The sequence below is a fragment of the Falsiroseomonas sp. genome, assembly GCF_030695085.1.
Lineage (GTDB): Bacteria > Pseudomonadota > Alphaproteobacteria > Acetobacterales > Acetobacteraceae > Falsiroseomonas.
This window is the reverse complement of record NZ_JAUYTS010000053.1, coordinates 1-17,815: the sequence shown is the minus strand read 5'-3', so window position 1 is coordinate 17,815 and position 17,815 is coordinate 1. Positions and strand designations below refer to the sequence as shown.

General features: G+C 67.8%; 16 protein-coding genes. 5 read left to right on the top strand and 11 right to left on the bottom strand.

Annotation, left to right across the window (positions count from 1 at the left end; translation table 11 throughout):
* Together Q8S40_RS06105 and Q8S40_RS06100 are read right to left on the bottom strand one after the other, a co-directional pair.
* A partial coding sequence (locus tag Q8S40_RS06105) for a PolC-type DNA polymerase III (protein ID WP_305669676.1) occupies window positions 1-532 on the bottom strand: 532 nt, incomplete at its 3' end.
* Window positions 529-1,170, bottom strand: a complete 642-nt coding sequence (locus Q8S40_RS06100) for a hypothetical protein (RefSeq protein ID WP_304808552.1) — start codon at window positions 1,168-1,170, stop codon at window positions 529-531. The genes Q8S40_RS06100 and Q8S40_RS06105, both read right to left, overlap by 4 nt.
* Before the next feature lie 239 nt (window positions 1,171-1,409).
* Between Q8S40_RS06100 and Q8S40_RS06095 the strand changes: the two genes are divergently transcribed.
* From Q8S40_RS06095 to Q8S40_RS06085, 3 genes are all read left to right on the top strand, one after another.
* Entirely contained in the window at window positions 1,410-1,718 is a 309-nt protein-coding gene (locus Q8S40_RS06095; protein ID WP_305669675.1) for a DUF4212 domain-containing protein, read from the top strand.
* 24 nt (window positions 1,719-1,742) lie between these two features.
* Entirely contained in the window at window positions 1,743-3,581 is a 1,839-nt protein-coding gene (locus Q8S40_RS06090) for a sodium:solute symporter family protein (protein WP_305669674.1), read from the top strand.
* A 199-nt stretch (window positions 3,582-3,780) separates the two neighbouring features.
* Window positions 3,781-4,185 (top strand): hypothetical protein, encoded by a 405-nt coding sequence (locus tag Q8S40_RS06085; protein ID WP_304808557.1) that lies wholly within the window; start codon window positions 3,781-3,783, stop codon window positions 4,183-4,185.
* A 50-nt stretch (window positions 4,186-4,235) separates the two neighbouring features.
* On the opposite strand, the gene Q8S40_RS06080 is transcribed toward Q8S40_RS06085, so the two are convergent.
* The 3 genes from Q8S40_RS06080 to Q8S40_RS06070 form a co-directional block, all read right to left on the bottom strand.
* Entirely contained in the window at window positions 4,236-5,516 is a 1,281-nt protein-coding gene (locus Q8S40_RS06080) for a DEAD/DEAH box helicase (protein ID WP_305669673.1), read from the bottom strand.
* Between the two features lie 181 nt (window positions 5,517-5,697).
* Window positions 5,698-5,820: a hypothetical protein gene (locus Q8S40_RS06075; protein WP_305669672.1), complete on the bottom strand. Its 123-nt coding sequence runs from the start codon at window positions 5,818-5,820 to the stop codon at window positions 5,698-5,700.
* A 231-nt stretch (window positions 5,821-6,051) separates the two neighbouring features.
* A complete protein-coding gene (locus tag Q8S40_RS06070) occupies window positions 6,052-8,625 on the bottom strand; it encodes a hypothetical protein (protein WP_305669671.1) in 2,574 nt (857 codons plus the stop codon).
* A gap of 527 nt (window positions 8,626-9,152) precedes the next feature.
* Between Q8S40_RS06070 and Q8S40_RS06065 the strand changes: the two genes are divergently transcribed.
* Window positions 9,153-10,115: a GDP-mannose 4,6-dehydratase gene (locus Q8S40_RS06065; protein WP_305669670.1), complete on the top strand. Its 963-nt coding sequence runs from the start codon at window positions 9,153-9,155 to the stop codon at window positions 10,113-10,115.
* Window positions 10,108-10,848, top strand: coding sequence for a sugar phosphate nucleotidyltransferase (locus Q8S40_RS06060; RefSeq protein WP_305669669.1), 741 nt, complete (start codon window positions 10,108-10,110; stop codon window positions 10,846-10,848). Before Q8S40_RS06065 ends, Q8S40_RS06060 begins: the two co-directional genes overlap by 8 nt.
* Here Q8S40_RS06060 and Q8S40_RS06055 read toward each other — a convergent pair.
* The 6 genes from Q8S40_RS06055 to Q8S40_RS06030 form a co-directional block, all read right to left on the bottom strand.
* Window positions 10,826-12,037 (bottom strand): glycosyltransferase, encoded by a 1,212-nt coding sequence (locus tag Q8S40_RS06055; protein WP_305669668.1) that lies wholly within the window; start codon window positions 12,035-12,037, stop codon window positions 10,826-10,828. The genes Q8S40_RS06060 and Q8S40_RS06055 overlap by 23 nt on opposite strands.
* Window positions 12,038-12,040: 3 nt before the next feature.
* A complete protein-coding gene (locus Q8S40_RS06050; RefSeq protein ID WP_305669667.1) occupies window positions 12,041-13,048 on the bottom strand; it encodes a polysaccharide deacetylase family protein in 1,008 nt (335 codons plus the stop codon).
* Window positions 13,045-14,901 (bottom strand): glycosyltransferase, encoded by a 1,857-nt coding sequence (locus Q8S40_RS06045; RefSeq protein ID WP_305669666.1) that lies wholly within the window; start codon window positions 14,899-14,901, stop codon window positions 13,045-13,047. Before Q8S40_RS06045 ends, Q8S40_RS06050 begins: the two co-directional genes overlap by 4 nt.
* Window positions 14,898-16,082 carry a glycosyltransferase family 4 protein gene (locus Q8S40_RS06040; protein WP_305669665.1) on the bottom strand — a complete coding sequence of 395 codons (1,185 nt, stop codon included), beginning with the start codon at window positions 16,080-16,082 and terminating at the stop codon, window positions 14,898-14,900. The genes Q8S40_RS06045 and Q8S40_RS06040 overlap by 4 nt, the downstream gene beginning before the upstream one ends.
* Window positions 16,079-17,257, bottom strand: coding sequence for a glycosyltransferase family 4 protein (locus Q8S40_RS06035; RefSeq protein WP_305669664.1), 1,179 nt, complete (start codon window positions 17,255-17,257; stop codon window positions 16,079-16,081). The genes Q8S40_RS06040 and Q8S40_RS06035 overlap by 4 nt, the downstream gene beginning before the upstream one ends.
* Window positions 17,258-17,271: 14 nt before the next feature.
* On the bottom strand, window positions 17,272-17,815 hold a 544-nt coding region (locus tag Q8S40_RS06030; protein WP_305669663.1), incomplete at its 5' end, for a hypothetical protein.

The following is a 17,815-nucleotide window of genomic DNA, read 5'->3' as shown; positions in this document are numbered from 1 at the left end:
GCCGTGGCAGCAGCGCGGCGTAGATCCGCGCGGTGGCCTCCGCATCGCCCCAGGCGGTATGGCGGCCGGTGACCGCCACGCCGAAGCGCAGCGCCAGGCTGTCGAGCGAAGTGTCCACCAGCCCGCGATCCAGCCCCGCCGCCAGCAACGCCACATCCAGCACGCGCGGCTGCTGCCAGGGCAGGGCGTGGCGATCGGCCTCGTGCCGCAGCACCGCCAGGTCGAAATGGATGGAGTGGCCCACCACCACCGCCTGCCCCGCATAGGCCAGGAATTCGGGAAGGATCGCGGCGAAGCCGGGCTGGTCCGCGCAATCCGCATCGGTCAGCCCATGCACGCGGCTGGCGGTGGGCGGAATGGGCCGGCCGGGGTTCACCAACCGGTTGAAGGGGGCGGCGGCGGCGAATTCCGCACCCTGCATCCGCACCGCGCCGATCTGCACGATGCGGTCCTGCCGCACATCGAGTCCGGTGGTCTCGGTGTCCAGCACCACGACCTCCAGCGCGATCAGCGGGGTGGCCGGGCCGTTCACCCCGGCGGGACCATGCGGGCGGAAAGCTGCGCGGCGAAGGCCGGCAGGTCCAGCATGCGGCGCAGCTTCGCCTGGTACTCGATGAAACGAAAGGCGACGTTATTCACCACCATCATCTGGTCCGCCTTGCGCACGCTGTCCTCGATGGGTGCATGCTGCAACAGGCGCAGCGCGGTGGCGATGGAAATGGCATCCGGCTTCAACGGCGGACGGGCCAGGTAGACATCAAGCCGCGCGTCGAATTCCACGATCAGGTCGGCCCAGCCGGTGGCCGCGCGGTGTTCGGGCAGGGGCTCGCTGTCCAGCACCTCGCGATACAATGCGGCCAGGACGCGGGCGCGGGCCTGGGGGTCGGGTGGCAACAGGTGCCGCAGATCCGCCTCCAGGATCAGGATGAGATCCTGCGCGGCAACTCCGAAGCCTTCCCATTTGCAGATGGTCAGCGCGAAACCGAAATCCTGGTCGCTGAACAGGCGCGGGCCGGCCAGCAGGCTGCGGGCGCGCAGATAGGAATAGCTGGAGCCTTGCGCCAGATAGGCCGCGCCGGCGCGAAGCGCCTCCACCGCCGCGGGCCAATCGGCGCTGCGGCGGCCGCCGAGGAGTGAGCCGATCCATTCGCGCACGGGAAATTCCAGCATGAGATCCTCGGTTCGCCGCCGTGCCGCGCGGCACGATTCGCGGCCATGAAATGATCGCCCGGATTTTCCAGATTAGGTTTGACAGCCTTTTTCTGGTGCGCAACCATAATTTTGCGCAGCAATCTGTCGCAAGGCACCGTGCGGAACCAAAAATTCTAACCCGGATGTAATCACGGGATGTTGCGCTTATCGCAACCTTGGGGGCGAGTCCAAGTGGAGCAGGGCCGGACTGGACAGCCATGCTCGTCTTTCCCCTCAACTGGGAATGGGAGGAGCGAACCTTGACAGAAAAGTTGGCTGTCGAAGTGGCCGAGGCGCATTGGGCCAAGACCCGAAACCTGATGTGGATTTCGCTGGGCATATGGGTCGTGTTCAGCTTCTTCATCCACATGTTCGTCACGCTGCTGAACGGTGTGGTCATCGCTGGCTTCCCGCTTGGCTTCTACATGGCCGCGCAGGGCTCCCTGATCGTCTTCGTCATTCAGATTTTCTGGTTCGCGCACCGGCAAAATCAGATCGACGAAGAATTCAACGTCGCTGAAGATTAGGGGGGATCACCGATGTCATTATCAATGAAGGGCGATTTCACCGACAACCTGGGCAAGATCTACGGCATTTATGTCGGTGGTTTTGCGGCTTTCGTGCTGCTCATGGCCATCGCCTCCACCGTGGGCGTGCCGGATCGCTTCATCCTGTGGTTCTACATGGCCGCGACCATCGGCATCTATGCCTTCATCGGCATCATGTCGCGCACGGCGCAGGTCTCGGAATACTACGTTGCCGGCCGATCCGTGCCCGCCATCTACAACGGCATGGCCACCGGGGCGGACTGGATGTCTGGCGCCAGCTTCGTCGGCATGGCCGGCACGCTGTTCGTGCTGGGCTATGACGGGCTGGCCTTCGTGCTGGGCTGGACCGGTGGCTACGTGCTGGTGGCGGTGCTGCTCGCGCCCTATCTGCGCAAGTTCGGCGCCTACACCGTGCCGGACTTCCTGGGCACCCGCTATGGCGGGAATGCGGCGCGCCTGGTCGGCATCGTCGTGCTGTTCGCGTGTTCCTTCACCTACATCACCGCGCAGGTCTATGCGTCGGGCATCATTGCCTCGCAGTTCCTCGGCATCGATTTCCGCTGGGCGGTCTTCGCGGGGCTGGCGGGCATCCTGGTCTGCTCGATGCTCGGCGGCATGAAGGCCGTGACCTGGACGCAGGTGGCGCAGTACATCGTGCTGATCGTGGCCTACCTGCTGCCGGCCATCTGGATGTCCACCGTGCAGTTCGGCATCCCGATCCCGCAGCTGACCTATGGCGGCGCGCTGACGCAGATCGCGGAGTATGAGCGCATCCTGAACGTGGCGCGCACCCATGTGGCCCCGTTCCAGTCCTACAGCCCGCGCGACTTCTTCTTCCTGATCTTCTGCCTGATGGTCGGCACGGCCTCCCTGCCGCACATCCTGATGCGCTTCTTCACCACGCCCACCGTGCGTGAGGCGCGCAAGTCCGTCGGCTGGTCGCTGTTCTTCATCTTCCTGCTGTACTTCACGGCGCCGGCCTATGCCGCGTTCTCGAAGTTCAACCTGATGGGGCTGTTCGCCAATGCCGAGGGGCTGCAGCTGGCCTTCACCGCCATCCCGGCCTGGATGCTGGAATGGGGTTCCATCCAGGGCCATCAGCTCGTCACCATCTGCGGGGTGAAGGCGGAATCCGTGATGGCAATCCAGGCGGCGTGCGAGGCGCGCGGCCATGTCGGCGGCTTCCCCTACAGTGAGCTGCGCCTGAACAACGACATGATCGTGCTGTCCACGCCCTCCATCGCGGGGATGCCGATCTGGGTCGTGGGGCTGGTGGGCGCGGGTGGCTTCGCGGCGGCGCTGTCCACGGCCGATGGCCTGCTGCTGGCCATCGCCAACGCGCTCAGCCACGACGTCTACTACAAGATGATCGACCCCAAGGCCGACACGAAGCGCCGGCTGCTGGTGGCGAAGATCCTGCTGGTCGTGGTCGCCATCGCGGCGGCGCTGCTGGCACGAACCCAGCCATCGGACATCCTGTCCATGGTGGCCTGGGCCTTCTCCATCGCCGCGGCCGGCCTGTTCGCGCCCCTTGTGCTCGGGGTGTGGTGGAAGCGCACGACCAATGCCGGCGCCATCCTCGGCATGGCGGCGGGCTTCGGCGTGACGATGTTCTACCTGATCGGCAATGTGTACGGCATGGACCTGGTGCCCCGCAGCGGCGACGAGATCAGCTGGTTCGGCGTCGCGGCGATTTCCTCGGGCATCTTCGGCGTGCCGGTGGCCTTCATCGTGACCATCGTGGTCTCGTTGATCACACCGCCGCCGAGCGCGGAAATGCAGGACTTCGTGGACCGGCTGCGCCTGCCGAAGGGCGGCAACATGATGGTGCAGACCCACTGAATCTGCACCGCTGAGCGGGTGCGCCGGGTCACCGGCGCACCCAACCACCTTGAGTGGACAGCCGGGGCGTGCTGCCTTCGCACTCGCTTCCCCCTCTGCTGGCCACGGGATGCGGCGTTGCGGCGAATCCGCCGCGGCGCATCCCGCCCCGGCGCGGGGCGTTCCGCGGCCCTGGCCCTTTTTGGAAACGGTCTTCCCGATGCAGGCTTCCGCTGGTCGCGGACTTTTCTACCTCGCGCTCGCCTATGTCCTGGCGGTGGGCACCTTCCTGATCGGCGGCGCGCCACCGATCGTGGCCATCTACCTTGGCGGCACCTATGCGCTGACCGCCATCACGGCACTGTTGTTCTCACGCGGAGTGCTGGAATTCGCCATCGGCGTGGACCGCGACATCGCCTTCTTCGTCGTGCTGCGCCGGATCACGGACCCGCTGCTGGCGCTGGTTGCCCCTTTGTCGCCGGGTTTCCTGCTGCCGTTTGCCGTCTCGCTCTACGGGGCCTTCCTGTTCTTTTTCCTGAAGCTGTTCCTGTTCGGCGACGGCTTCCTCGGCATCCCGCCGCTGTTCATCCTGCTGTACCTGCTGATTGCCTCAATGGCGCAGTAGAACGCGGCGCCGGCCAGACCAAGACCCGCCAGCCAGGCGAGACGCCCCTCTCAGGCTGCCTTGGCCGCTGCCCGCGCCATGAGCTTCTCTTCCTCGGTCCAGACTTTGCGCTCGCGCTTTTCCTGCGGCTTGACTTCCTTGAGCGGCGCACCGCCCAGCACAGGCGGGCGCATGGTCGAATTCCGCGCCGCTTCGGAGTGCCATGGGTGATCGTCCTGCACGGTCAGCGGCCGACCGATCTCCCGCTCGACTTCCCGCAGCCAGGCCCGCTGCTCGGCATCGCAGAGCGTGATGGCGAAGCCGCTGCGTCCCGCGCGGCCCGTGCGGCCGATGCGGTGGACATAGCTTTCCGGCAGGCTCGGCAGGTCATGGTTGAAGACATGCGTGACGGTGTCGACATCGATGCCGCGCGCCGCGATATCCGTCGCGACCAGAACCTGCACATTGGCGGCGCGGAAGGCTTCCAGCGCGCGCTCCCGCTGGCCCTGGGACTTGTTGCCGTGCAGGGCCTCGGCCGTGATGCCCGCCTCGGTAATGAAGGCGCAGACCTCGTTGGCGATGGTCTTCTGCAGCGTGAAGACCACGGCCTGGCCGATCCCCGGCGTTTGCAGCAGCGCCAGCAGGGCCGCCTTCTTGTCGGCCGCATCGACGAACATGACCGATTGCGCGATCCGCTCCACGGTGGTGGATGGCGGGGCGATCTCGACCCTCTCCGGATCGCGCAGCAGGCTCTCGGCGAGCGCGGCGATGGTTTTTGGCATCGTGGCCGAGAACAGCAGGGTGTGCCGGTCCTTCGGCAGCGTCGCCACAATGCGCTCGATCGGCTTGGCGAAGCCCATATCGAGCATCTGGTCCGCCTCATCCAGCACCAGCGCCTCAAGCTGCGACAGGTCACAAAGCCCCTGGTTGATCAGGTCCAGCAACCGGCCGGGTGCTGCCACGATGATGTCCACACCAGCCTTGAGCGCATGGACCTGGTGGAACTGGCTGACGCCGCCGAAAACCGTCGTCACGCGAAGCGGCATATGCCGCCCGAAGCTCTCGAAGCCGTCGGCGATCTGGGAGACCAGTTCGCGCGTGGGCGCCAGTACCAGAACGCGGGCGCCGCCCTTGGGCGCCGGGCGGGGCGCCGCGGCCAGGCGATGCAGCAGCGGCAGTGCGAAGGCGGCGGTCTTGCCGGTGCCGGTCTGGGCCAGGCCCAGCAGGTCGTGGCCCTGCAACAACAGCGGGATCGATCGCGCCTGGATCGGGGTGGGGGTTGCGTAGCCAGCCTCGGCCAGCGCGCGCAGCAGCGGCGCGGCGAGGGAGAGGTCGGCAAAGGTCATGGACATGGGCAAGCGGCGCCTCCGGCGCTCGATAAGGCTGCGCCGATTGGGGCTTCGCTGGTTCGGAAGACGCGCCTTTAGGGGCGATGCTGCACTGCGTCAACGCGGGGTGCGGGCGCCCTGGACCCAGGGCTCATGGCCCGAGAGAAGGCCGGCGGCTGGGGACCCGCCGGTATCGTGGATTACTCTAGCCGATACTCCACAATACGCCGAGAACGATCGCGGCCCACGCCGCCGCCGGCACTCCGATCAACAGCAGCGTGATGTTGCGGCGCGAAAAATACCCCAGCTCCTTGCGCGGCTTGTCCAACGCGATACGCCTCCGCGGCGCCAACTTCCTGTCTAGGAAACTCATCCTGCAACCTCTAATGGTTCGAAGAATGGCCTGGTGTCGTGTTCCCTTCAGAGGAGTCCCTGAACGGGTAGGATGGTGCAGGCTTCTGGCTGAAAGCAGGCAGCAGCTTCACGGCCACGCCGCAGGATTGCATTCGCCCGCGGCTGTGGGACGGCCGGGGTCATGCGCTGCCTGCCAACGTCAGCGCTAAATGATAGCAAAATTCTCCGACGTCATTGCTGCCCTGTTCTCGATCACGGCAAAATTGACGGCGGCCGTGCCGCCGGGGCCATCCGCATCGTAGAACAGCCGTCCGGTGCTGGTGTCATAGATGATCCGGTGGCTGGCGTCCGTGCCCATCGTCGCCCCTGCCGCCGCATGGAAGGCGTTTGCGGCCAGGGTGCCGTTGGCCGCGCCGAGGCCGAGATAGATCGCGTTCTCCAGCAGCACCATGTCCTCCGCCGCAGCAAAGTCGACAATCCGGTCGAGATTGCCGCTGCTGCTCGGCAGGGTGTCGAACAGGAAGGAATCCCTGCCCTGATTGCCTGTGAGGCGATCATTCCCCCTGCCCCCGGCCAAGGTGTCATCGCCCGCACCGCCGACCAGGCTGTCATTGCCATCGGAGCCGGAGAGCCAGTCATTCCCGCCGCCACCCCTGATCAGGTCGTGGCCCCTGCCGCCGGTGATGAGGTTGCCGAGCGTGTTGCCGATCAGTGTCAGGCCGGCGGTGGCGCCATCCGCGGCAATCAGGTTCTCCACATGCGCACCGAGCCTGTAGCTGATTGACGTGCGGACCGTGTCCATCCCTTGGCCGGCCTGCTCGAGCACGAGGTCGCCGGACTGGTCCACGATGTAGAGGTCGTTGCCCGTGCCGCCCACCATGGTGTCGGCACCGAATCCACCATCCAGCGTGTCGTTGCCAGCGAGGCCGTCCAGGCGGTTGTTCCCGGCATCCCCGATCAGGTGATCCGCGCCAGTGGCGGAGCCGACCAGATTTTCAAGCGACGCGAAAACATCGCCTGCCGCGTCCGAGGTGCCGGCCACCGAACCGTCCAGCGCCACGATGACACCCATGGAGGCGGAATAGTCGGCCGTGTCGATTCCGGCGCCGCCAATCATCGTGTCCGCCCCGGCACCGCCAATCAATGTGTCGTTGCCGGCCTCACCATTCATCAGATCGTCGCCGGCCCCGCCGATCAGCACGTCATTGCCGCCGCCGGCATACAGCGTGTCGTTGTCGCTGCCTCCGTCCAGGGTGTCGGCGCCGGCGAACCCGAGCAGGATGTCGTCACCCGCCCCGCCGCGCAGCAGGTTCCTGGTGCCCGGGTCATCCCCCTCCCCTGCAATCAGCAGATCCGCTCCGGCGCCGCCATCGATGGTGTCGCTGCCTGCGTCGCCATTGAGCGTATCCTGGCCCGCACCGCCGATGAGGTAGTCGTCACCCGCGCCGCCAAAGGCCTGGTCATCGCCTTCGCCGCCATCGATGGTGTCGTCACCCGTGCCACCATCGAGGATGTCGTCGCCAAGGCCGCCGCGAAGCAGGTCGTTGCCGTCCTCGCCGAGGATAAGGTCGGCGCCCGCACCGCCCTCGGCCGTGTCGTTGCCCGCTTCAAGATAAAGCCGGTCGTCACCGGCGCCGCCGAATACCAGATCATCGCCATCGCCGGCCCACACCTCGTCATTGCCGTCACCGGCTTCGATGGTGTCGTTGCCTGATCCGCTGGCGATCAGGTCATGGCCTGCGCCCGCGGAAAGGCGATCCGCCCCGTCGCCGCCCAGCAGCGTCTCCGCGGCCTCCATCCCAGGCCGAGGCGGGGCCGGATCCTGCTGCGAAGCGCCGCCGCCCCAATCCGCTTCCGCATAGGCAATGGAATGACCGCCATCTGGCGTGACCGCGGTGTACCAGACCCGCAATACGCCGTTCACCAGCTCCGCATGCGGCGCAATGACGGTGCCGCCTGCGCCAAGCCCCGCACTCGCCGCCGTCAACATCGGCTCGGGCGCAATGTCCCATGGCCCAAACGGATTGCTGGCGACGGCGATGCCGATGGAGCGCTCCGCGTCTTGGAGGCCCGTGAAGAACAGGTAGTATTTGCCATCAGGCCCCAGCAGGAGTGATGGCTCCGCGACACCGTCGGCCATCCACGGCAGCGCGCGGTCTGCCTGCAGGATCTGCGTCGGTTCCTTGCTCCAGTTCAGCCCGTCCGGCGACGTTGCTGCGAGCAGCGACACGCCAAAGCGCCCATCGACCGCGGATGCGTCGGTGTAGGCATGCCCGGCATAGAGCATGAAGAAGCCACCATCATGCGCGATGACGGTGGGGCTGAACACCGCATCATTGTCGTACCAGCCGGGCGACGGAGCCAGCACGGCGGCGCCTGGAATCGGCGTGAAGTTGATGCCGTCGGTGGAGGTGGCGGCATGGAGACTGGCGGGAAATTGCGGCAGCGGAATTCCGACATCGCCGAAGGCCGAGTACAGCAGGATGAAGGTGTCGCCTGACTTGAAGATGCAGGCGCCTTCGAGATTGACCTGATTGCCGGCAGCCCCGAAACCCGTTGCTGCGTCCACACCTACTTGAGTCCAGGTCAGCCCGTCGGTGGAGATGGCTTGAGCGATGACTGGACGGATCCTATCCCCGTCATACGCGCCGTCCGTGAAGAACATGCGATAGATGTCGTTGTCGACGATGATCGTGGGGTCCCCGGCGATCATCCGGCCTGCGAAGGCCCCCGCGGTCGAAATCGACCACGGGACGCCGGCGAGGGCTGTCAGCGTCATTAAGCGGCACCCGCCAGACCATGAATGACAGCGAGCGGCGCCCTGGCCGGGCGAGGGTGCGGATGCATGATCTGGCGATGCGTACCGACCATACGCCCCCCGTCTGTGATCGTCATCGACATGGCTTCACGATCCTGATGAACACGAATGCGTGTAGTCATCGCCGTGCCGCGGGTCACGGATAAATCATGCCAAAATGACTTAAAATTACATATCTGGATCCAAGGATACGCGGATGAACTTCTCATCCGACCAACCCGGTCGTGGACCTGGTTCTTTCGCCTGACAGGGGCGTTCCGCGAGCCCTCGGCTCGCTCCGTTCTTGATCCTGTGCGCCGCCGCACCCTGGGAACGCCGAATCTCGCATACGCGTGAAACACGGGCGAAACGACGCAGGCGCATGTTGTCGGCCTGAATGGTCGGAAGGATCACGGGCCGTTGCCACGGCGCGCCGACGCCGACGCCGACCTTGATGCGAACGGTCAGGAGCGACGACGGCGATGGATTGGAAGAACAAGCGTGTTCTGGTGACCGGCGCGGGCGGCTTCATCGGGAGCAACCTGGTCGAGGCCCTGGTGCTGCGCGGCGCGAAGGTCACCTGCTTCCTGCGCTACAAGGCGAGCGGCGACAAAGGTGCGCTGGACTTCCTTGCCCCGGAGGTGCGTGAGAGCCTCACCATCACCTCCGGCGACCTGGCCGACCCCGCAACCGCGGCGGCGCTCGTCGAGGGGCAGCAGGTGGTGTTCCACCTCGCCGCGCTGGTCGGCATTCCCTACAGCTACATCCATCCGATCGAGGTGGTGCGCACCAATACGCTGGGCACCGCCTACCTCCTCGAAGCCTGCCGCAACCGCGGCATCGAGCGCATCGTCTGTTTCTCCACCAGCGAGGTGTACGGCACCGCGCTCTATGCGCCGATCGATGAGGACCACCCGCTTCAGGCGCAATCGCCCTATGCGGCCAGCAAGATCGGCAGTGACCAGATTGCGCTGAGCTACTTCCGTTCCTTCGGTGTCCCGGCCTGCATCGTCCGGCCCTTCAACACCTTCGGACCCCGCCAATCCTCTCGCGCCGTCATTCCCACCATCATCACCCAGGCGCTCAAGGGCGGCGCCGTCAGGCTCGGTGCCGTCAGCCCGACGCGCGACCTCTGCTATGTCGGCGATACTGCCGAAGGCGTGATCCGCATGTGCGAGGTGCCGGAATCGGTCGGCGAGGTGATCAACATCGGCACCGGCAGCGAGATCTCGATCGGCGCGCTGGCAGAGCGGATCTTCGCGATCCTCGGTCGCAAGCCCGAGATCATTACCGATGAAAAACGCCTGCGTCCGGAAAAGAGCGAGGTGATGCGCCTCATCGCCGACGGACGGAAGGCGCAGCGCCTGCTCGGCTGGTCGCCGCGCACCTCACTCGATGAGGGCTTGTCGCGCACCATCGACTGGATCCGCGCAAATCCCGGCTTCTTCAAAGTGGAGGACTACCATGTCTGACGCACCCATCCTGAAGGCCGTCATCCTCGCCGGCGGCCGCGGCACGCGCCTTGCGCCGTTCACCACCGTGCTGCCGAAGCCCCTGGTCCCGGTCGGCGGGGTGCCGATCCTGGAGACGGTGCTGCGGCAGCTCAGCTTCCACGGTTTCCAGGAAACCGTTCTCGCCGTCGGCTACCTCAGCTCACTGATCCGCGCCTATCTCGGCGAGGCCGAGATCTCCCGGCGCATGCGGATCCGCTACCATGAGGAACAGAAGCCGCTCGGTACCGCCGGTCCGCTGGCCAGCGTCGAGGGCTTCGATGATGATTTCCTGTTCATGAATGGCGACCTTCTCACCACGCTCGACTACGCCGCCATGATGCGCTTCCACCGTGAGCAGAACGCGGCGCTGAGCATCGCGGTGGTCGATCGCCACATGCAGATCGAACTGGGCGTGCTCGGCATCAACGCGGCGAGCGAAGTTGTCAGCTATACCGAGAAACCGTCGCACAGCTACGCCGCCAGCATGGGCATCTACGCCTGTTCGCCCAGTATCCGGCGGTACATCGAGCCCGGCGTGCCGCTCGACGTGCCCACCCTCGTGCTGCGGCTGATCGCGGCGGGGGAGAAGGTGGTGGGCTTCCGGTCGGAATGCTTCTGGCTCGATATGGGCAACCCGACGGACTACGCGCGCGCCACCGAGGCCTTCGAGCAGAACCGCGCCGCCTTCCTCAGGGACGAGGTCCTGGCCTGATCTCATCCAACGCCGCGCGGATCACGGCAGCCTTCTGCCGGACCCGCGCGTGCCAGCTGTGCGGCCGCACCGCCGCAAGCCGCGCCGCCTGCGCATCGGGCGGCTCCGCCAGCGCTGCCTCGACGGCGGCGACGAAATGCTCTGGCGTGTCGGCGATGCGCACGACGGAAGACAGGCGGCGCGCCGCGGGAACCGAGGTGCTCACCACGGGCCGGCCACCCGCCAGGTACTCGTACAGCTTCAGCGCATCGCCCCGCCGCGTGTTGTCGTTGAGCGGGAAGGGCATGATGCAGACATCCATGCCCTTCAGGAAATTCGGGAACGCCGTGTAATCCTGCGGACCCAGCACATGGATGTTCGGGCAATCCGCGAAGACCGATGCGTCGAAGCCGAACCAGACATAGCCGACAAGGGCAATGCTCCAGTCCGGGTGGCTGCGCGCCATGTGCCGCAACAGGCCGATATCCATCTTCCAGGGATCAACCCCGCCGAGATAGCCGATCACCGGCTTCGGCAGCCGCGCGATTGCATCCGGCACCACCGTCTCCGCCAGCAGGGCCTGGCCGAAGACCTCGGGCGCGGCCGCGCAGTAGGAGACATAGGTGCGGGGATTATATGCCCGCAGCGGATCCGCCAGTTCATCGGTGACGGCGAAGACGATATCCGCCGCGCGGCAGGCCTCGGCTTCCAGCAAAAGCATCATCCGCCGCTGGCGTTCGTCACGCGCCAGGGCGGCATCGAAATCCACCGATTCGAAAATGCGCAGCCGCGCCGGGAAATGGCGCAGGACACTGCCGGAATTGTACAGCGGCGACCACAGGATGGGGTCGGTGAACCCCAGCTGCCGTTGTACGCCGCGCAGCAGCCCCGCCAGGATCCTGCCGTTGATGCGCGAGACGGCGGCGAGGCGACTGGTGCCGGGCAGGCCGATGGCGGGAGGCCGGTAGATCCAGAAGCGATCGCCGGTCTGTTCGAGCACCGGCTTGCGTTCCCGTTCCCGCCGCTGCAGCCGCGCCGCGCGGCGCAGGGTGAGGCCGGATCCGAACGGCTCCACGTACAACACGCGATTCGCCTCGGCCATGCCCAGCATGGTGTAGGAGGTGACGCTGTTGATCACGCCCCATTCCGCTGGTCCGAGGCAGATGATGTCCGCGCCGCGCAGCGCCAGTGGCGCGACTTCGCTGTTCATGGCTCATCTCCCGAAGGCGTGCAGCGGGTTGCGGATGCCGGCGAGCTTCAGCCGCAGCGCCGCCGCGCCATCACCCGGCCCGATGCCGTGCCGTGGCCAGTCGTGCGGCGAGCTGCCGCGACGCATCAGGTTGCCCGGTGCGGTGGTGACGGCGGTGCGGAAGCCGAGTTCCGCCGCCATGCGGATCTCCCGCGCTCCCACGGTGCGCTTCGTGCCATAGGGGTAGGCGAAATGGTGCACGCGGCGTCCGGTCTCACGCTCCAGCCGGGCACGGCTTTCCGACATTTCCGCCGCGGCGGCCGCAGCATCCAGCGCGGCCAGGGCGGGATGCGTCATGGTATGCGCGCCGATCTCGACCAGCGGGCAGCCGGCCAGCTGGCGCAGCATCGGCCAGTCCATCATGTGCCGTGACGCCAGCGCCGCGAAATCCACGCCGTAGCGGCCGGCCAGCGCGGCCACCATCGGCGCGGTCGCGGACGGCGCCGCGGTCAGCATGAAATGCATGGCCTGGCCGAAGGCGCGCTGCTTGGCGGCGGCGTCGCCGGCATCCAGCGTCGTCTCCTCCGGTATCGGCAGGCGCAGCGTGGCCTCCCGCATGATCACCTCGTCCAGCGCGTACCACCAGAGCGGTGCCGTGCCGTCGATCAACCCGGGCACGACATAGATGGTGACCGGGATGCGCCGCGCCGTGATGATCGGCAGCAGCGTTTCATTGTTATCGCGATAGCCGTCGTCAAAGCCAAGGCAGACGAAGCGGCGGTCGGGCGGGCCCTGCAGGCGCAGCAGCGCCTCATCCAGGCTCACCACCTCCACCCCATCCGCTGCCAGGATGTCGAGCAATGCGATGAACTGCTCCGGTGGGATGCTGTTGCGGTGGTTGGCATCGAAGTGGAGCGAGGGGTCGTGCGGACGGATCCGGTGGAACACCAGGATCGCGCCGGCGCCGCCGAGCAGCGGCCGTGCCACTTTGGCAATCCCCAGCCGCAGCAACAGGTCCTTGAGCCCGCTCATGACCCGCAGGCTGCCTCGGCCAGCTGCACTTCGGAGGCGAGGCCGCTGGTCGGGCCGCCGAAGAACCACAGCCGGATGCGGCCCTCCTCGATCACCGCCGCCGGGCCGCCGACGGTCCACGCATCGCGGGCATTGGGTCGCGGCGCGATGATCGGGTTGCGCGGGTTGCGTTCCCAGCGAATGCCGTCCTCGCTGAAGGCGTGACCGATCGCACCGCGCTGCATCTCGACGCCATCCCGGTAGTCCCGTGGCGCGCTGCCGAAGTAGAACATGTGGAATCCGCCGCCCGGATCAGCGACGACATTGACATGGCTGGTCCACATCTCGTCCCAGCTGCCACGCGCACCGAGAGCGAGGATGGGCGATGGCCGGCGGGTCCAGTTGACGCCATCAGGCGAGGTGGCATGGCCGATGCGGTAGCTGCGGAAACTGCCCGGTGGCTCGCCCAGGCCGACATACCACATGCGGTACTGCCCCGACGCGGCATCGTGCAGCACGCTCGGCTCCAGCACGCCGCCATGGCGGCAGGTGTCGGGGTTGGCGGGGTTGGCGCAGGCCGGGCGCTCCCACGCGGCGCGGGGTTCGAGGACCGGGGTGGGATGCCGTGTCCAGGTGGCGCCGTCGCGGGATGTGGCGAGGCCGATGGCATAGGTCACGCTGCCTTCCGGCCGGTGGTTGCCGGTGTAGTACATGCGGTAGATGCCATCGGGGCCGATCAGCACATCCGCGGTCTCGATCCCTGGCGCGTCCCAGGCATCCGCCGGCGCGGCCAGCACCAGGTCCATCAGCCGGTCGGCGCCACGGGGCGCGCGCCAGATGGTCCAGCGCAACCCATCGGGGCTATCGGCGCGGGCGATGCCGGTCCGCCCGCGGCTGTCGGCATTGGTGAACCACATGGAATAGCCCGTGCCATGCCGCAGCACGCTGGGATCGGCGACGATGCCGAGCGGGCTGAGCGGCCCACCGGCCATGCTGCGCATCGGCTGATCCACGCGCGTGAACGGGCCGGGGAAGCGGCAGCGCGGCTCGGCCATGGCGGGCGCCGCCTGCGCCAGCAGGAGAAGCGCGGCCAGCGCGCGACCCAGCGTCTTGCTGAAGTAGCGCGCCGCGCTGGCGACATGCCAGCGCCAGGCGCGGCTGAGCGGCCGCTTGGCACTGGCGCGCTGGTGTTCGTGCAGGAAACGCGTCGCCGGAAAAACCCAGCTCTGCAGCCCGGCCCGCCGCAGCCGCCAGGCAAGGTCGACATCCTCGTAGTACAGGCGGAAACCTTCATCCATGCCGCCCAACCGCTCGAAATCGGCGCGTCGCAGCAGCAGGAAGGCGCCAATGACCCAATCGACGCGGAACGGTGCGTCGCCGGCCGGCTGTTCCATCATCGCCTCCCGGTACCAGCGCGGCCGCCAGGGCCAGTGATCCGCGCCAAGACCGCGCGCCAGCGGCACGGCGGGGGATGGGAAACGACGGAAGCTGTGCTGGGTCGTTCCATCATGGTTGAGCAGGCGGCAGCCCAGCAGCCCGATCTCGTGATGCGCATCCAGGAAACGCAATGCATCGCCGAGCCTGCCATCCTGGTGCCGCGTATCCGGGTTGAGGAACAGCAGGCAGCGCCCGGTGGTGGCCCGCGCCCCGGCATTCACATTGGCCGCGAAACCGCGTGGCACGGCATTCTCGATCAGCCGCACCGGAAGCGCGGCGACAGCCCGGCCGGCCGCGCCATCCTGCAGATTGTCGATGACCAGGATCTCGGCCCGCAGCCCCTCCAGCGCCGGCGTGAGGGAGGAGACGCAGGCCGGCAGCAAGGCCGCGTGGCCATGGCTGATGATGACGACGGACAGGTCGATGGGATGCGTCATGTGAGCGGCCCCGCCAGCGCTTCCTCGGACAGGGCGCACAGCCGCGTGCTGAAGGCGGCCCGCGAATACACCGCCTCCACCCTCGCGCGGCCCGCGGCCGCGATGCGGGCGCGGCGCCCGGGGTCGGCAAGCAGGCCGCGCAGGGCACCGGCCAGCGCGTCCGCATCACCGGGAGGCGTGAGAAGGCCGCTGACGCCGTCCTCGACAATCTCCATCGGCCCGCCCGCGCGCGCCGCGATCACCGGGCACCCCATGGCCATCGCCTCGATGATCACGAGCCCGAAAGGTTCCGGGGCGATCGAGGTGTGGCAGAAGATGTCGAGATCGGCCATCAGCGCGGGAATATCCGCCAGCCGGTAGCGCCAGCCGAGGAACTGGATGCGACCGCCGAGGCCGAGCGCCTCCGCCCGCGCAACCATGGTATTGCGATAGGCCTCGAAGCCGGCGGGAGCATCGCCGCTGACCAGGAAGATCGCATCGGGAAATTCCGGCGCGATGCGCGCAGCGGCTTCGAGGAACACGTCGAGCCCCTTCCAGGGATCGAGCCGCGCGACGAAGCCTATGACAGGCGCGGTGGCCGGAATGCCGAGTTCCGCGCGGATGGACCGTGTGATGGTCGCGCGCGACCATTCGCGCAGGTCGAGGCCCTCGGACAACAGGCGGATGCGGTGGTCCTTGGCCTGGCGCCCGAATAGCGGGTCCGCACAGGCCTGTGTCATGCACACGACCATGCGCGACAGGGCCAGCACCATGCGGCCCAGCGCGGGCCTGGCGACGGGAATGGCGGGCGGGATTTCGCGCACATGCCAGAGATGCGGCACGCCTGCCAACCGCGCCGCGAAGCCGCCATACAGGCAGTACAGCGAATTGGTGTGCACCAGCTCCGCCCTCTCCTCCCGCATCAGCGCGGCAAGGCGCCGCACCGTGGGCCAGATCCGCGCCAGGTAGCGGGTCTGGTAGGCCGGCGAGGGCAGCGTGCGCAGCTGCATCATGGGCAGCAGCCGTACCGTCGCGCCCGCGGCGCGCAGCATGGGCGCGAGCGGCCCTTCGGCAGGCAGCACCACGACGGGCGCGAAGCGGTCGGGGTCCAGCGCCTCCACCGTGCGCAGCAGGGCGATGTCGGATCCGCCGACCTCGCTGTTCGGCTGCACATACAGGATGCGGCGACGTTCAGCGGTCATCGTTGCGCTCCGCGATCAGGGCCGCGCTCCGCGATCAACTCCGCGCAATAGCCTTCGAGCTGGTGCAGCATCGCCTCCGGTGTGTAGCGCGCGATCAGCCTCTGCCGCCCGGCCTCGCCCAGCTCGGCGCGCAGCGCGGGCGATCGTGCGAGGCGCTCCACCGCCGCCTCCAGGGCCGCGGAGGAACCGACTTCCACCAGCAGCCCGTGCTCGCCATCGGTGATCGCCAGCGGCAGGTCGCCGGCGCGGGAGGCGATGACAGGGCGCGCCACGCTCATCGCCTCCAGCGCCGTCAGCGGCAGGCTGTCCTTCAGCGAGGGCACGCAGACCATGTCCATGGCCCGCAACCAGGGCAGCGTCTCCGCCACCAGCCCGGCGAAATGCACATGGGCGCCGACACCGAGGCGATCCGCGAGCGCCCGGTACTCGGCCTCCGCCGGGCCTTCGCCCATCAGCACCACGGCGATGTCGAGGCCACCGGCGCGCAGTCGGGGCAGCGCCTCGATCAGCAGCGCTTGGCCCTTGCCGGGGTGCAACCGGCCGAGGATGCCGGCGAGCAGGCCGCCGCCGGGCGCGATGCGTTGGCGGATCGCCGCGGCTTCCGCATCATGCTGTGCCGGGGCGGCGGCGGCGATGCCGTTGCTGACGATCTCCACGCGCCGTCCCCCGGCTAGGCGCACCTCCTCCGCCATGGCGGAGGAGCCGACCAGCACCAGGTCCGCGCCGCGGATCAGGAAGCGGTCGATATCCTCATACAGCTTGTGCCTGCCGGAATGCGTGTGGCGCAGCCAGCCATGCACATGCGCGATCCAGGGCACGCGGCGCACCCGCGTGATCATCCACGCCAGCAGGTCCGCGCGCATGTCGTTGGTGTGCAGGATGGCGCCCGGGCGTTCATCCAGCAGCCGGGCGAGCTGAAGCGCGCTTCCCGGTGCACCGCCCAGCCCGCGCCAGGGCAGCACGGCGGAGGGGACGCGCGTGACCAGATCCCCCAGCACCGGCGGCAGCGGCTGCGCGTCGCCGGCCAGCAGCGCCAGCAGCGGCGGGAAGCGCTCGCGGTCCAGGTGCCGGACGATCGTCTGCAGCACCGTCTCCGGCCCTCCGGCGCGGTCATAGGCGCCCTTCACCATCACCAGCGGCGTCGGCCCATGGAAGGGTTGGGACCGTCTGTCCATCGGTCGCATCTTCGTCATGTCGCGTTGCTCCGCCGCAGCGTCCGCAGGGTGGCGATTCCGAACAGCACGGCGCCCGCCACGGTGGCCGCCACGCCGAGCACCGGCAGGGTGTGCAACGGCAGTGCCGCCGCCCCGAGCAGCGCGTAGATCGCCGTCGCGGCCAGCGGCATCAGGACCAGCCCGGCCAGATTGCGCGCCCGCAGCGGTGCCGCGTGCTGCGCCAGGATGGTGGGCGCATCGGTGGCGCGGTGCCGGCGCAGCAGCAGCCACAACAGCAGCGCCAGCAGCGGCAGCAGCGCCAGCGCCATCGGCACATGCGGCACCGTCACCAGGCCGGTGAAAGCGAGCAACACCAGCAGCGCAAGGATCAGCCCCGGGCGGGACGGGCGGAACGCCGCAGGGCGCCCCGCGGCCACCGCCATGTAGGCCAGCGCCAGCAGCGCCGTCGCGACCAGGGCCTGCAACAGGAAGGCCGGGGTGCCGGCCGCCACAGGCACCGCGTCGAAGCGCCAGCCATAGGCCCAGACGCCCCAGAATACGCCGAGGCCGAGCGCGAGG

What these genes read in the sequence shown, in the direction of transcription:
- Q8S40_RS06060 (WP_305669669.1), top strand. Translation starts at nt 10,108, where the DNA reads ATGTCTGACGCACCCATCCTGAAGGCCGTCATCCTCGCCGGCGGCCGC.
- Q8S40_RS06090 (WP_305669674.1), top strand. Translation starts at nt 1,743, where the DNA reads ATGAAGGGCGATTTCACCGACAACCTGGGCAAGATCTACGGCATTTAT.
- Q8S40_RS06100 (WP_304808552.1), bottom strand. Translation starts at nt 1,170, where the DNA reads ATGCTGGAATTTCCCGTGCGCGAATGGATCGGCTCACTCCTCGGCGGC.
- Q8S40_RS06040 (WP_305669665.1), bottom strand. Translation starts at nt 16,082, where the DNA reads ATGACCGCTGAACGTCGCCGCATCCTGTATGTGCAGCCGAACAGCGAG.
- Q8S40_RS06070 (WP_305669671.1), bottom strand. Translation starts at nt 8,625, where the DNA reads ATGACGCTGACAGCCCTCGCCGGCGTCCCGTGGTCGATTTCGACCGCG.
- Q8S40_RS06055 (WP_305669668.1), bottom strand. Translation starts at nt 12,037, where the DNA reads ATGAACAGCGAAGTCGCGCCACTGGCGCTGCGCGGCGCGGACATCATC.
- Q8S40_RS06050 (WP_305669667.1), bottom strand. Translation starts at nt 13,048, where the DNA reads ATGAGCGGGCTCAAGGACCTGTTGCTGCGGCTGGGGATTGCCAAAGTG.
- Q8S40_RS06085 (WP_304808557.1), top strand. Translation starts at nt 3,781, where the DNA reads ATGCAGGCTTCCGCTGGTCGCGGACTTTTCTACCTCGCGCTCGCCTAT.
- Q8S40_RS06080 (WP_305669673.1), bottom strand. Translation starts at nt 5,516, where the DNA reads ATGTCCATGACCTTTGCCGACCTCTCCCTCGCCGCGCCGCTGCTGCGC.
- Q8S40_RS06095 (WP_305669675.1), top strand. Translation starts at nt 1,410, where the DNA reads ATGCTCGTCTTTCCCCTCAACTGGGAATGGGAGGAGCGAACCTTGACA.
- Q8S40_RS06045 (WP_305669666.1), bottom strand. Translation starts at nt 14,901, where the DNA reads ATGACGCATCCCATCGACCTGTCCGTCGTCATCATCAGCCATGGCCAC.
- Q8S40_RS06035 (WP_305669664.1), bottom strand. Translation starts at nt 17,257, where the DNA reads ATGGACAGACGGTCCCAACCCTTCCATGGGCCGACGCCGCTGGTGATG.